The organism is Pseudomonas sp. T1.Ur, from assembly GCF_023516725.1.
Lineage (GTDB): Bacteria > Pseudomonadota > Gammaproteobacteria > Pseudomonadales > Pseudomonadaceae > Aquipseudomonas > Aquipseudomonas alvandae.
Window position 1 is genome coordinate 435,931 of the sequence record NZ_JAMGSN010000001.1, and the last position, 14,636, is coordinate 450,566.

Sequence of the window (14,636 nt, forward strand, 5' to 3'; positions counted from 1 at the left end):
GATCTTTTCCAAGACACTTGAATCCCAAGGCAAAAGATCAAAAGATCGCAGGCTTCGCCAGCTCCTACAAAGGCTGACCGGCGGCAAGCTTCCTCGCCACGACAGCGACCAACCATTTGTACCTTTTTGTAGCCATTTGTAGCACTCCCTTCAATACCTCTCCGTTTACGGCTAGTCTGCGGACATCTGCAACGCCGCCACCCGCATTTCAACAAGAGCCGGCCATGACTGATTTGTCTTCACTTCCGGATTCTTCCCGCGCAGCCATTGCGGTACAGGAAGGGCGCTTCTACCGCCCACCCTTGCCCGACGGCCATGTCGTGCGGCCGCGGTTGTGCGAGCGCCTGGGTGCCGGGCTTGGTGGCCGGTTGCTGTTGGTGAGTGCGCCGGCGGGGTTCGGCAAAAGCTCGCTGGCCGTGGAGTTCTGCCAGGGCCTGCCGGCCCACTGGCACAGCCTCTGGTTGGGGCTCAGCGCCAGGGACAACGACCCGGGGCGTTTCCTGGAACGGCTGCTCGAAGGGCTCCAGGCATTTTTCCCGCAATTGGGCGGTCGGGCGTTGGGCCTGCTGAAAATGCGCCAGCGCCATCAGCCCTTCGCGTTCGAAGAATGGCTCGACGGTCTGCTCGATGAGCTGTCGGCGCACCTATCCCCCCGCGATCCCTTGTTATTGGTGCTCGACGACTACCATCTCGCCCAGAGCCCGGTGCTGGATCGCTGCCTGCAGTTCTTTCTCAATCACCTGCCTGACGGGTTGCTGGTGCTGGTCACCAGTCGCCAGCGGCCGGATTGGCACCTGGCGCGCTTGCGCCTGTCGCGGCAATTGCTCGAACTCAATGAGCAGGACCTGCGCCTGACCCACGACGAAGCACTGACCTTGCTCCAGCATCACAGCAGTTCACTGCGCGGGGAGGCGCTGGAAAGCCTCATCCTGCGCAGTGAAGGCTGGGTGGCCGGGCTGCGTTTCTGGTTGCTCGCCGCTTCCGAGGCCGGCAATAACGGGCGGCTGCCCCAGGCCCTGCACGGTGGCGAAGGGCTGATCCGCGATTACCTGCTGGAGGAAGTGATCGATTGCCTGCCCGCCGAGGTGCAGGCGTTTCTCTATGACATCGCCCCGCAAGAGCGCTTTTGCAGCGAACTGTGCGATGCGGTGCGCGATGCCCATGACAGTCAGGAAATCCTTCAATACCTGGCCGCGCACCAAGTGTTCCTGGTGCCGTTGGACGAACATGGCCACTGGTACCGTTTCCATCATCTGTTTTCCGACCTGTTGCGCAGCCGTCCCAGTGCGCCGGCCATGGTGCCGGCCGCGACCCTGCACCTTCGGGCCTGCCGCTGGTTCAACGCCCAGGGCTTGATCGACGAAGCCGTGGAGCAGGCGTTGCGGGCCGGGCACCTGGACGTGGCCGCGAACCTGGTGCAGAACCTGTCGGAAGAGCAACTGCTGGCCGAGCAGAACGTCGGCATGTTGCTGCGCTGGAAAATGGACTTGCCCGACAGCCTGCTCATCAGCACCCCGAGGTTGATCGTGCTCTACAGTTGGGCGCTGGGCCTGGCCTGCCAACTGGATGCTGCCGAGGAACTGGCCGCACACTTGAGCCGCTTCCTGCCCGCCCCATCGGCCACCGCGCAAAAGTCCATGCTCGCGCAATGGCTCGCCTTGAGCGGTATCGTCGCCCGGGGCCGTGGCGACCGCGCGGCCACGTTGCGCTATTGCACCGAAGCCCTGGAAAGCCTGCCGCAAAAACGCTATGGCCAACGCCTGATGTGCTTGTCCACCCTGTCGAACCTGGCGATTGCCGATGGCGACTTGTGGCGGGCTCGTGCCTTGAACCGGGATTCCCTGGAGCTGGCGCAACGGGTCGGCAATCCGCTTTTCGAGGCCCTGGCCCATTACGATCGGGCCCGGGTGCTGCAAGCCCGGGGAGAGATCCTGCGAGCGCTCGAAGAGGTGAGACAAGGGCTGCAACGTCTACATGGATTGTCGCCACAACGGTTGTACGCGGTGCGGGCGCGCTTGGTCCTGTACGAGGGATTTCTGCTGACCCTGCGCATGCAATCCCAGGCTGGATTGGCCCGGTTGCAAGCCGGCCTGACCGAAGCCAGGGCCTGCCGTGACATCAGTGTGTTGATCGGCCATTGCGTGATTGCACGCGTCGAAGGCTATAACGGCGAGTTCGCCCGGGCCTTTGCCGAACTGGCCGAGGCTGAGCGCCTGATGCATATCTGGGACGTTCCGCCGGTGTATTACCTGGCGATGGTCACCCTGGTCAAATGCGAACTCTGGCTTGCCCAGGGCCGCACCGAGCTGGCCGAAGCCTGGTTGGCGCGACTGGGACAGACCTACACCGGCGAACGGGCTGCCGCGCCTCCGGAATTCCATCCGCAACTGCCACTGCACGTCGAACTGCAACAAGCGTTGCTGGAATCCATCCGCGGGCAGCCGATGCAGGCCGAAGGGCGCCTCGATGCGTTGTTGGAGCACGCGCAGCAAACCGGGCGGCAAATGCTCAGCGTCATGGTGCTCAATCAGAAGGTCGCGTTGCTGCTCGCTGTGGAGCGTGAGCCGCAAGCACGAAACGCCCTGGCCCAAGCCTTCGAGGCCGCCATCGGCGGGGTGCTGCAACCTTTCGAGTGGTTGTTGAAAGAACATCCCGAGTGGCTGCGCGAGCAATTGTTGCAGGCACCGCCCAGCGATTTGCGCCAACAACTGCTCGAGTCTCTGCCGTCGGCGGCGACGCCAGCCACCGAATCCACGACGCCGGTCGAAACCCTCAGCAGCCGTGAGCGTGCGGTGTTGCAACTGATCGCCCAAGGCTGTTCCAACCAGGAAATCAGCGAGCAGTTGTTCATCTCGTTGCACACGGTGAAAACCCACGCCAGCCATATCAACAGTAAACTCGGCGTGGAACGCCGCACCCAGGCCGTGGCGCGGGCGAAGGCGTTGGGGTTGTTGGGATGAGGTTGCTGTGACAAAACTGTGGCGAGGGAGCTTGCTCCCGCTGGGTTGCCCTGTAGGAGCTGGCGAAGCCTGCGATCTCTTGATCTTGATCTTGGGATTCAGGTGGCTGGAGAAGAGATCGCAGCCTCGCTTCGCTCGGCAGCTCCTACGCAGCTCCTACAGGGCAGCCAGCGGGAGCAAGCGCCCTCGCCACAAAAGCCATTACGCGTGAGTCAAGGGATCCATTCGATGTTGCCGTTGTACAAAACCATCCCATCCCCTGTCGGCGAGCTGATCCTCGTCGCCCGCGGCACGAAGCTGGCGGCTATCTTGTGGGAAAACGAACGGCTCAATCGTGTGCGCCTCGGGCCGCTGGAGCCAGACGACGGGCACCCGACGCTCAAGGAAACCGAGCGTCAACTGCTGGAATATTTCGCCGGCCAGCGCCGCCGTTTCGAATTGGACCTGGACTTCGCCGGCACTGATTTCCAGGTGCGGGTCTGGCAGGCTTTGCTGACGATCCCGTTCGGCGAGACCCGCAGCTACCGCGACATTGCCATCCAGATTGGCCAGCCGACCGCGACCCGCGCCGTCGGGGCAGCCAACGGACGCAACCCGATCTCCATCATCGCGCCCTGCCATCGCGTCATCGGCACGTCCGGCAGCCTCACCGGTTTCGCGGGCGGCCTCGCCGTCAAGCAGTTTTTGCTCAGCCTCGAAGGCCAGCAGAGCCTGCAGCTTGCATTCTGAGCCCAACCCCAATCCCCTGTGGGAGCGAGGCTGCTCGCGAAAGCTGTAGTCCAGTGACACAGCGGTTGGACTTGCTGCCGTCTTCGCGAGCAGGCTCGCTCCCACAATGAATTTTGTGCCAGATGAAAATTCAATGCAGGATCCGGAATCCGTCTACAGTGTCTGTCGCCTGCAAACATAAATCGCCAACGGAGCCACTATGGCCAGCTATGGATTGTTCCTGCTGCTCGCAACCCTGACCATCCTCAGCCCCGGTCCGGGCGTGGTCCTGACCCTGTCCAACTCGGTGCGTCACGGCTGGAGCGGCGCCTTGCCCGGTATCCTCGGCATCGCCCTGGGCGGTTTCCTGGTGGCGGGGATCTCGGCCAGCAGCGTGGGCTTGATCCTGGCGACGTCGGCGACGGCCTTCACCGTGCTGAAGTACATCGGCGCGGCTTACCTGCTGTATCTGGGCGTGAAGATGTGGAACACCAAGACCTTCATTCCGACCCTCAATGACACGCCTTCACGTCCTTGGCGGCGATTTGTCGAGGCGTTGTCGATCCAGTTGCTCAACCCCAAGGCCGGGTTCTTTTTCCTGGCGGTGTTCCCGCAGTTCATTGAGCCGGCAGGCAACTATTACACGCAGTTTCTCCTGCTGGTGGCGTCCTACGGCCTGCTCGTCATCGGCATCCACAGTGGCTATGCGCTGATGGCGAGCCGTGCCAGGGGCTGGCTATCCACGCGCCAAGGCACACGCGTTGTCGGCAAGTTGTCCGGCCTGACGTTTTTTTCCTTCGGCGTGCTGATGGCCTCGGCCAGCAAGTGATCAGCCTGGGGGCGACTTCGGCGCCAGCATGCGTGTCGGCGGCTGGCCGTTGGCGTTGTGCTGGTAGATGTCCGCCGGTTGCCCCTGTTCATTGAAAAACACCTGGCCGATTCCCGCCGAATTCCACAAGCGTTCCCCGGCCTCGGCGTGTTCCGGGACGTGGGGAACGATGCGCATGCTGCGGCGCTTGGTGAACCAGTTCAAGGGTGATCGGGGGGAATAGAGCCAGCGGTTCAGTCGATCGAACCACTCCAGCAGCGCCGGTGGAAATTCATTCTTGATGCCGCTGCTGGTGATCTGCCAGATGCGCGGGCCACCCTTGCGATGTGGGATCAATACTTCATAGACGAAGGAATAATGCACGTCACCCGAGAGCACCACGTAGCTGCCGGGCGTACGTGAATGTCGGAAAATATTCAGGATCACCTGGGCCGCGCCGCGATGGGCCATCCAGTTTTCCGCATCCACCAGCAATGGATAACCGCACCAACTGAACACCCGCTGCATGGTCTCGATCAGTTTCACGCCGAAGATCGGCGCCGGTGACACGATGATCGCCGAGGGATGGTCCAGCAATTCCTGTTGCAGCTCGCTCAGCGCTTCCCAGTCCAGCAGGCCCGACGGCTGCTTGAGGTTGTTTTCGCTGCGCCAGCGGCGCGTACGGGTGTCGAGCACCACCAGCGCCGGCGTGCTCGGCAGCACGTAGTGCCATTGCTGGAAACCGAGCAGCGTGTCGATCAGCGTGTCCTGCGGCGCGCTGTCGAGGTAGCGGTCCTCGGCGGTGGCGCATAACGCCACGGTTTGCTGGATCACCTCGCCAAACACGTCCGGGTTATTGCCCCAGCCCTGGCAAAGCATATACGCGACCAATGCGTTGCCAATGATGCGCTTGGAGAACGGATGCCCGTAGGCCGTTTCCTCCCACTGCGCGGATAAATTCCAATCGTCGGTGATGTCGTGGTCGTCGAAGATCATCAGGCACGACAGGTGCGCGAACACCCGGGCCACGCCGCCAAGCCCGACCTTGAAGGCCTCGATACGCTGTTGTTCCACGTCATAGCGCTGGCGTCGTTCGGCGGTCAATTCGGGTGGTTGCGGGTCGATCAACGTCCACGGCACGGGCGACCACACCAGCAAATACATCGCCATGACTTCGGCGAAGGTCACCAGATGATTGTCGGCGCTGCTGCTGGTGAAGATTGGCTTGCGTGCCCCGCCAAAAAATCGCTCACGCAGGGTTTCGTTGCTTTCGAGCGCTGGCAGCAAGTCTGCACGGTGGTAATAACTGGCGGGGTGTTGGTAAAGCTTGGCGCTGTCTTCAACCACCGCACCTTCGAGGCATTCTTCGAACAGCCCCAGGCGCTCGATCAAGGCATGGATCGCCCGCAACATTGGCCCGGCGACATCGTCGGCATACACCTGGTCGCCGCTCATCATCAACAACGCCGGCCTTTGCTCGGGAGATTGCGCCAACAGCCGGTCGACACAGAGCAAACCGTCGTTGGCCGGGTAGTGGGGTTTGCGGCAGGAGCCATGGACCAGTTGCCCGATGCGCGAATGCAGCACGAAATTCGGGCACTTCGCATCGCCGTACAGCAGGTGCGGCGCCCATTCGACGATGGGCGTGCCGTCTACCAGCAGGTCGTAATCAATCGTCACATCCAGCGGCAGGGCGGTCTCGAGATGCACGTCGATCAAATGCACGAATGCCTGCCGCCCCACGGGCACCACCGTGCAGCGCGTGGCGTCGAGTGCGAGATCGCCTGCTCCGTCGAGGCGCAAAGTCAACGTCAAGGGTCGTGAACCCACCAGCCACATCACCAGCCGCCGGGGTTCCAATCGCCGCAGCAGCGGACCGACGAGGACGCAGGGAAGGGCGGTGGGTGTGTCGGAAGGGGGCGGCAACATTCGTAGGAAAAGCTCTGCTTCAGAAGGAAGCAGGGATCATAACGCAATGCGCCCAAGGGCTGTGGCGGCTGCGATCTTTTCCAAGGTCACTTGAGTTTCAAGCGAAAGATCAAAAGATCGCAGGCTTCGCCAGCTCCTACAAAAGCTCGTAGGAGCTGCCGAGCGAAGCGAGGCTGCGATCTTTCCAAGGTCACTTGAGTTTCAAGCGAAAGATCGTAAGATCGCAGGCTTCGCCAGCTCCTACAAAAGCTCGTAGGAGCTGCCGAGCGAAGCGAGGCTGCGATCTTTCCAAGGTCACTTGAGTTTCAAGCGAAAGATCAGAAGATCAAAAGATCGTCCGAACGCGGCCCGAGCCTTCGCCAGCTCCTACGAAGGCTCGGCAGGAGCAGGCGCCCTCGCCACAGGGTCAGCTCATTCCCAACCAGTTCGGCAGAACCAGCGAAATCCACGGCACATAGGTGATCAACACCAGGAACGCCAGCAAGATCATCAGCCACGGCATGGCCGCGCGGATGGTGGCCGTCAGCGACATGCCGGTCACCGCCGAGGTGACGAACAGGTTCAAGCCCACCGGCGGCGTGATCAGGCCGATTTCCAGGTTCACCACCATGATGATGCCCAGGTGAATCGGATCGATGCCCAGTTTCATCGCGATGGGGAACAGGATTGGCGCCAGGATCAGGATGATCGCCGACGGCTCCATGAACGCACCGGCAATCAGCAGCACAATGTTCACCACCAGCAGGAAGGTCACCGGCGTCAGCCCGGCATCGATCACCCATGCGGTGATTTGCTGCGGTAGCTGCTCAGTAGTCAACACGTGGGCAAAAAGCATGGCGTTGGCAATGATGAACATCAGCATGATGCTCAGCTTGGCCGACTCCAACAGCACCTTCGGCGTCTCGCGGAACGACAGGTCCTTGTAGACGAACAGGGCGATGAACGCCGAGTAGACCGCCGCCACCGCCGCGGCTTCGGTCGGTGTGAACATTCCCGAATAGATCCCGCCGAGGATGATGACCATCAGCAGCAAGCCCCAGATGGCCTGGCGTGCCGTGCTCAGCCATTCACGCAAGGAGGCTCGGGGCAAAGCCGGGAGATTTTTCTTCACCGCGACGATGTAGATCGCCACCATCAAGAAGAAACCCAGCAGTAACCCCGGAACCACACCGGCCATGAACAACTTGCCCACGGAGGTTTCGGTCGCGGCCGCGTACACCACCATCACGATCGACGGCGGAATCAGGATGCCCAACGTGCCGGCGTTGCAGACGATGCCGGCGCCAAACGCTTGTGGATAACCCGAGCGCACCATGCCGGCAATCGCGATGGAACCCACCGCCGCCACCGTCGCGGGGCTGGAGCCGGACAGCGCCGCAAACAACATGCAAGCCAGCACGGCCGCAATCGCCAGGCCGCCGCGAATGTGTCCGACGCAGGCGTTGGCAAAGTCGATCAGCCGCCGCGCCACACCGCCCGTGGTCATGAACGCACCGGCCAGCAGGAAGAACGGAATCGCCAGCAGCGTGTAGTGTTCGCTGGTTTCGAACAGCTTGATCGCCAGGGAACGTACCGAATCGGGGCTGAAGAAAATGATCGTCAGCGATCCGGCCAGGCCCAGGGAAATGGCGATGGGTACGCCGATGAACATCAGCACGAACAGCGCGATGAACAGGAAGGCAATGGTCATGGCTTGTCTTCCTCGATCTCGGTGAGTTTGATCGCTTCCGCTGCTTCATCCGCCAGGCCCAGGCCCGTCTGACGATTCATCAGGATGCGTACGAGAATTTCCACGAAGCGGATGAACACCAGGGCGAACCCCACCGGCACGATCAACCCGACATGCCATTGCATGACGCCGAAATGACCGAGGTCTTCGGCGCCGATTTCGGCAATCATCAAGGTGTTGATCCACTCGAAACTCGCCACTGCCAGCAGTCCGGCATACGCCAGGCAGCACAGGCAGGCGATCACGCCGATGAGACGCTGTACCGGTTTGCTCGCCAGTTTCACCAGCGCATCGACGCCGATGTGCCCGGCGGTGCGCACGCCATAGGACAAACCAAAGAAAATCAGCCAGCCAAACAGGGCCTTGGTCAGGGAGCTGCTCCAGGTCATCGCCTGGGCCATGCCCATGACGCTATCACCAATGGCGAACATCGATTCGCTGGCGGCGGGCCAATGATCGCCGAGGCTATAGAAAATCGCGTAGAGGTTGTTGAGGACCACATAGACGAACGTGACGAGCGTCATGGCGGCCAGGAGGAAAGCGATGAAGCCTTCCTCGAAGTGTTCCCAGGTGCGCCGAAGGGCGTTCATGGATGACATCTCCTGCGAAGAGGACGACAGGCCGGCATTGCCAGGGCGGCAACGCCGGCCGACCCATTACTGAGCCTTGTTGGAGGCTTCGGCGGCCTTGATCAGGTCGGCGCCGATGTCACCTTCGAACTTCTTCCATACCGGTTTCATCTTCTCGCGCCATTCGTCGCGCTGTTCAGGCGTGAGGGTGATGATTTCGGTGGTCTTGGCATCGAGGATGCGCTGTTTGTCATGCTCGTTGAGCTGTGCCGCTTCTTTGTTCACTTGCGCGGTGACTTCCACTAGGATCTTGTCCAGTTCAGTGCGGATGTCCGGCGGCAGGCCGTTCCAGAACTTGGTGTTGGTGATCAGCATGTAGTCGAGTACACCGTGGTTGGATTCGGTGATGTACTTCTGCACTTCATGCATTTTCTGGCTGTAGATGTTCGAGTAGGGGTTTTCCGCACCGTTGACCACACCGGTCTGGAGGCCTTGGTAGACCTCGGCGAAACTCATCTTGCGCGGGTTGGCGTTGACGGCCTTGAACTGCTCTTCGAGCACCGCGGACGCCTGCACGCGGAACTTCAAGCCGCGGGCATCCTTGGGTTCGCGCAGCGGTTTGTTGGCGGACAATTGCTTCATGCCGTTGTGCCAATAGGCGAGGCCGGTGATGTTCTTGCTTTCCATGGACTTGAGCAGTTTCTGACCTTCAGGGCTCAGTTGGAAACGGTCCACGGCGGAGATGTCGTCAAACAGGAACGGCAAGTCGAACAACTGTACCGTCTTGGTGTACTGCTCGAACTTGGCCAGGGACGGCGCGATCATTTGTACGTCGCCCAGGAGCAGGGCTTCCATTTCCTTGCCGTCGCCGAACAGCGAGGAGTTGGGGTACACCTCGACTTTGACTTTGCCCGGCAAACGCTCTTCCACCAACTTCTTGAACAGCAGCGCGCCCTGGCCCTTAGGGGTTTGTTCGGCCACCACGTGCGAGAACTTGATGACCACCGGATCGGCCGCCATGGCCGAGCCCAGCGCGCTGAGGGCCAGCGTGCAGACGAGTGCTTTCCACATAGGTTTGAACATTGGGGTTTCCTTTTATTTTTAGTTTTGCCCGTGCGGGCTCATTCAAAACAAAACGCACGGTGGGACAGTTGCAAGTCTAGGCAGAAAATAGCGTGCCGGGGCATTGAGACATCAAGTGCCGCGTATTACTTCGCCGGGTTGGACGCTTCGGCAGCCTGGATCAGGTCCGGGCCGATGTCCTTTTCAAACTTCGCCCACACCGGTTTCATCTGGTCGCGCCAGGCACTTCGCTCTTGCGGGGTGAGCGTGATGATCTCGGTGGTCTTGGCGTCCAGTACGTGCTGTTTGTCCAACTGATTGAATCGCTCCGCTTCCTTGTTGGCATGGGCGGTGGATTCGACCACGATCTTCTCCAGTTCCGTGCGGATATCCGGCGGCAGGCCGTTCCAGAAGTCCGACGTGGTAATCAACATGTAATCAAGAATCCCGTGGTTGGACTCGGTAACGTATTTCTGCACCTCATGCAGTTTCTGGTTGTAGAAATTCGAATAGGTGTTTTCCGTACCGTTGACCAGTCCCGTACGCAAGCCCTGATACACCACCGAAAAAATCATCGGTTGCCCTTTGGCGCCCACTGCCTTGAACTGCTCCTCCAGTACGGCAGACGTCTGCACGCGAAAGACCAGGCCGCGCGCATCTTCGGGCAGGCGAAGTGGCCTGGTCGCCGACAACTGTTTCATGCCGTTATGCCAATAGGCCAGGCCCGTGATGTTCTTGCTTTCCATGGACTTGAGTAATTGCTGGCCCTGGGGGCTCTGTTGGAAACGGTCTACCGCGGCAATGTCGTCGAACAGGAACGGCAAGTCGAACAGCTGCACCTTGCGGGTGTACTGCTCGAACTTGGCCAGCGAACGCGCAATGATCTGCACGTCCCCCAGCAGTAACGCTTCCATTTCCTTGTCATCGCCATAAAGCGTGGAATTGGGGTAAACCTCCACCTTGACCTTGCCCGGCAAGCGTTCCTCCACCAACTTCTTGAACATCAAGGCGCCTTGGCCCTTGGGCGTCTGCTCGCCCACCACGTGGGAGAACTTGATGACGATGGGGTCCGCAACAGCGGTGCCCAACGTGGTGAAAGCCAGCGTGAAGGCGAGCGCGTTCCATAAGGGTTTGAGCATGGCGATTCTCTTGGAATTATGTTTATCGTTCGGGCTCATCCCGGCCCCGGCGAACTGCAAACATGGCAAGTCTAGGAGAAAAAACGCCGACTGCCGGGATGTTGTAGAGTCGTTTGGAGACGCTGGGTGCCTGGCCGTCTTGGCCTCTCCGACCAGTCTTCCCGGCAACAGCAGGCCGGCGCGAGCTCAAGGCTCCAGTGTTGGCCCCTTCAACTCGATCTGGTTGCCATCCGGATCGAAGCAGTAGACCGATAAGCCTTTCCCTTCCGCGCCATAACGCATCTGCGCTTTCTCGACGTCCAGGCCGGCTGTGCGCAAATGAGCGATCAAGGCCTGCTCGTCAAACGGTTCGATGCGCAGGCAGAAGTGATCGACGTTATGGCCCTGCTTGCCGGCCGCCACGCCACCCTGGCGGCCAAGCGGGCCGTCGACAGCCACCAGATCGATCATCGATGCACCGGCTCCGAGGTGGATCAGGCCCAGGTCATCCCGACGCTTCCTGAGCTCGCAGCCGAACACCGAGGTGTAGAAGGCGAGACTGCGCTCAATGTCGGTTACGCGCAGGACAATGTGGTCGATGCGTTCGAGGGTGAAGTCCTTCATACCGGCCTCCGCGAGGGGTGTCGCGCCAATGACCCAGTCACTTTAGCCCAACAATTCCCGCAGAGGGAGCGAGCTGATTCACTGCGATGACAAAGTCGCGTGGTATGACGACTTTTAAGGTCGTCATCTTTCTTGGAAAGATGGCTTGATGAAAAAATCTCCTGTTTGTTTGGTTTTGTGGGTTGACACGCCGGCGGAAACATTCGAATAATCCGCCACGTTGTATGACGACATACAAATAAAAAATAACAACACGGTGGCCCTCCCATGAGAATCACAGGCGTTAACGTCGAAATCTTTTCCACCCCGTCGCGTCGCGCCCAGGACAGTGCCGGCCACGCCCATCCCGGCGACGAAGTCATGATCAAGATGGCCCTGCTGCGAATCAGCTGCGACGACGGATCGGAGGGTTATGCCTTCGGTACGCCTGAATTGATTCGCCCGCACATCATCGAATCCTTCGTGCGCAAGGTGCTGATCGGTCGCGATCCGATGGACCGCGAGAGCATCTGGCAGGATCTGGCGCACTGGCAGCGCGGTAGCGCCGGGCAATTCACCGATCGGGCCCTGGCACTGGTGGAGCAGGCCTTGTGGGATCTGGCCGGGCGCAAGCTGAAGTTGCCGGTGCACAAGCTCATCGGCGGTTACCGCGACAAGGTCCTGGCCTATGGCTCGACGATGTGCGGCGATGATTTGCCCGGCGGTTTGTCGACGCCGGATGAGTACGGCCAGTTTGCCGAGAAGCTGGTCAAGCGCGGCTACAAGGCAATCAAGCTGCACACCTGGATGCCGCCGATTGCCTTCGCGCCAAATCCACAAATGGACATCCAGGCCTGCGCCGCCGTCCGCGAGGCGGTTGGCCCGGACATCGCCCTGATGCTCGATGGCTACCATTGGTACAGCCGCATGGATGCGCTGACCATCGGCAAGGCCTTGGAGAAGCTGAATTTCGCCTGGTTCGAAGAGCCGATGATGGAAGATTCCGCCGAGTCCTACGCCTGGCTGGCGGCCAACCTGGACATACCGGTGTTGGGCCCGGAAAGCATCGCCGGCAAATTCCACAGCCGCGCCAGTTGGGTCACGCACAAATCCTGTGACATCCTGCGCGCTGGCGTGGCTGGCGTCGGCGGCATCGGGCCGTGCCTGAAAGTGGCGCACCTGGCGGAGTCGTTCGGCATGGATTGCGAAGTCCACGGCAACGGCGCGGCGAACCTCGCCGTGGTCGGGGCAATCAGCAATTGCCGTTGGTACGAGCGCGGCCTGCTGCACCCGTTCCTTGACTACGAGGAAGTGCCGGCGCACCTCAACAGCATCGTCGATCCGATGGACGCCGACGGTTATGTGCATCTGTCGGATCGGCCGGGGTTGGGCGAGGACATCAACTTCGCGTATATCGAAGCCAATACATTATCCCGGCACTGATGGCGCACTGCGTCCGAGGCTGAACGGCCCGGACGACAAAGTCTTTATAAATATAAGAAAGGACTGAACCATGAAACTCTGGCCCAAGCGCCTGACCAGGCTGCTGTGTGTCGTCGTGGCCCTGTGCACAGTGCAGGTGCCCGTCAGCCTGGCCCAAGGCGAAACGCCCATCGACCAATTGGTGGTGGGCATGAGCATGATCAACCTGCTGTCCCTCGACCCGGCTGCCGCGACGGGCCTGGAGGTTGCCGAGGTCAACGCCAACGTCTACGACATGCTCCTGGAGCAAGACGCGGCGAAGCCGGACACGCTGATTCCCGCCCTGGCCACACGCTGGGAAATCAGCCCGGACCGGATGCGCCTGACCTTTCAATTGCGCGACGACGTGCGCTTTCACTCCGGTGCGCCACTCACTGCGCAAGACGTCGCCTGGTCGTTGCAGCGCGTGGTCACGCTCAATCGCGCCCTGGCCTCGACTTGGAAAGCCTACGGCTTCACCGCCGAAAACGTCGTCAAGCTGATGCGCGCCGAAGGGCCGCACACCTTTGTCATGGAGCTGCCGCGCAGCACCGATCCGCTGCTGGTGCTCAACACGTTGGCGACCTCGCCCAGTGCTTTCATCGTTGACCGTTCGGTAGCCTTGCAGCATCAGGTCGGCGACGATCAGGGCGCGGCATGGCTGGCCACGCATACGGCCGGATCCGGCGCGTTCAAGCTGGATATCTGGCGCGCCAACGACGTGATCCTGATGAGCCGCAACGATGACTACTGGCGCGGCGCGCCGAAGTTGCGCCGGGTGATCATGCGCAACATGACCGAATCCCAGGCCTTGCGCCTGATGGTCGAGCGCGGTGACCTGGACGTCGCCCGCGGCATGGCCGCCACCGACATCAAGGCCCTGGGCACGGTCGATGAAGTGCACATCCAGAGCATCGCCCGGGGCACGCTGTACTACGTGGCGTTGAGCATGCAGCAGCCGCTGTTCCAGGACATCCGCGTGCGCCAGGCCATCCGCCTGCTGATCGACTACCAGGGCATCAACGACGTGGTGATGCCGCACTACGGCGTGATCAACCAACGGCCGATGCAACTGGGCTTGCCGGCGCGCCTGGACGATCCGGGTTATCGCCTGGACGTGGCCAAGGCCAAGCGCCTGCTGGCGGAGGCCGGACATGCCGAAGGCTTCAAGGTGAGCATCCGTTCGCTGACCGATCCGCCGTTCATCAACATCGCCACCAGCCTGCAAGCGACGCTGGCCCAGGCGGGCATCCAGGCGACGATCATCACCGGCACCGGAAACCAGATCTACGGGGCGATGCGCGACCGTCAGTTCGACATCCTCGTCGGGCGTGGCGGCGGCGGGGCCGAGCGCCATCCGCATTCGAGCCTGCGCGCCCTGGTGTACAACCCGGACAACCGCACCGAAGCCAAGTTGAGCAACTTCCAGGGCTGGCGTACCTCGTTCTTCGATCCGCAGCTCAACCAGTTGATCGAGCAGGCCGAGCGCGAGCGCGACCCCGAGCGCCAGCGGCAGATGTACGCCCAGGTCCAGACCCTCTACGACCAGCAGGCCGGGGCCATCATGCCGGTCTCGCAGATGGTCGACGAGGTGGTGATCCACGCCGACGTGCGCAACTACATCGGCCACACCGCCGCCACCACGCGCCTTCGCGACGTCTATAAGCAGCGCTGAAATCGACGGCCATG

Annotated in this window: 11 protein-coding genes; 5 read left to right on the forward strand and 6 right to left on the reverse strand. The window is 61.2% G+C overall.

Annotated elements, in window-relative coordinates; all coding sequences use genetic code 11:
• Positions 1-224: 224 nt before the first annotated feature.
• From M8Q45_RS02020 to M8Q45_RS02030, 3 genes are all read left to right on the forward strand, one after another.
• Positions 225-2,960, forward strand: a complete 2,736-nt coding sequence (locus M8Q45_RS02020; RefSeq protein ID WP_249873384.1) for a winged helix-turn-helix domain-containing protein — start codon at positions 225-227, stop codon at positions 2,958-2,960.
• 228 nt (positions 2,961-3,188) lie between these two features.
• Entirely contained in the window at positions 3,189-3,689 is a 501-nt protein-coding gene (locus tag M8Q45_RS02025; protein ID WP_249873385.1) for a methylated-DNA--[protein]-cysteine S-methyltransferase, read from the forward strand.
• A gap of 199 nt (positions 3,690-3,888) precedes the next feature.
• On the forward strand, positions 3,889-4,497 hold the full coding sequence (locus M8Q45_RS02030; RefSeq protein WP_030138618.1) for a LysE family translocator: 609 nt from the start codon (positions 3,889-3,891) through the stop codon (positions 4,495-4,497).
• On the opposite strand, the gene M8Q45_RS02035 is transcribed toward M8Q45_RS02030, so the two are convergent.
• From M8Q45_RS02035 to M8Q45_RS02060, 6 genes are all read right to left on the reverse strand, one after another.
• Positions 4,498-6,405 (reverse strand): alkaline phosphatase D family protein, encoded by a 1,908-nt coding sequence (locus M8Q45_RS02035; RefSeq protein ID WP_249873386.1) that lies wholly within the window; start codon positions 6,403-6,405, stop codon positions 4,498-4,500.
• A gap of 406 nt (positions 6,406-6,811) precedes the next feature.
• Positions 6,812-8,095 (reverse strand): C4-dicarboxylate TRAP transporter large permease protein DctM, encoded by a 1,284-nt coding sequence (gene dctM, locus M8Q45_RS02040; protein ID WP_198796265.1) that lies wholly within the window; start codon positions 8,093-8,095, stop codon positions 6,812-6,814.
• Positions 8,092-8,724 carry a TRAP transporter small permease gene (locus M8Q45_RS02045; protein WP_249873387.1) on the reverse strand — a complete coding sequence of 211 codons (633 nt, stop codon included), beginning with the start codon at positions 8,722-8,724 and terminating at the stop codon, positions 8,092-8,094. The genes dctM and M8Q45_RS02045 overlap by 4 nt, the downstream gene beginning before the upstream one ends.
• Positions 8,725-8,790: 66 nt before the next feature.
• Positions 8,791-9,786 carry a C4-dicarboxylate TRAP substrate-binding protein DctP gene (gene dctP, locus M8Q45_RS02050; RefSeq protein WP_198796267.1) on the reverse strand — a complete coding sequence of 332 codons (996 nt, stop codon included), beginning with the start codon at positions 9,784-9,786 and terminating at the stop codon, positions 8,791-8,793.
• A 125-nt stretch (positions 9,787-9,911) separates the two neighbouring features.
• Positions 9,912-10,904, reverse strand: coding sequence for a TRAP transporter substrate-binding protein (locus tag M8Q45_RS02055; RefSeq protein WP_249873388.1), 993 nt, complete (start codon positions 10,902-10,904; stop codon positions 9,912-9,914).
• Between the two features lie 186 nt (positions 10,905-11,090).
• Positions 11,091-11,507, reverse strand: coding sequence for a VOC family protein (locus tag M8Q45_RS02060; protein ID WP_249873389.1), 417 nt, complete (start codon positions 11,505-11,507; stop codon positions 11,091-11,093).
• Positions 11,508-11,774: 267 nt separating this feature from the next.
• Here M8Q45_RS02060 and M8Q45_RS02065 point away from each other — a divergent pair, with 267 nt between their 5' ends.
• On the forward strand, positions 11,775-12,929 hold the full coding sequence (locus M8Q45_RS02065) for a mandelate racemase family protein (RefSeq protein WP_249873390.1): 1,155 nt from the start codon (positions 11,775-11,777) through the stop codon (positions 12,927-12,929).
• Positions 12,930-12,999: 70 nt separating this feature from the next.
• A complete protein-coding gene (locus M8Q45_RS02070) occupies positions 13,000-14,622 on the forward strand; it encodes an ABC transporter substrate-binding protein (protein WP_249873391.1) in 1,623 nt (540 codons plus the stop codon).
• Positions 14,623-14,636: the final 14 nt, after the last annotated feature.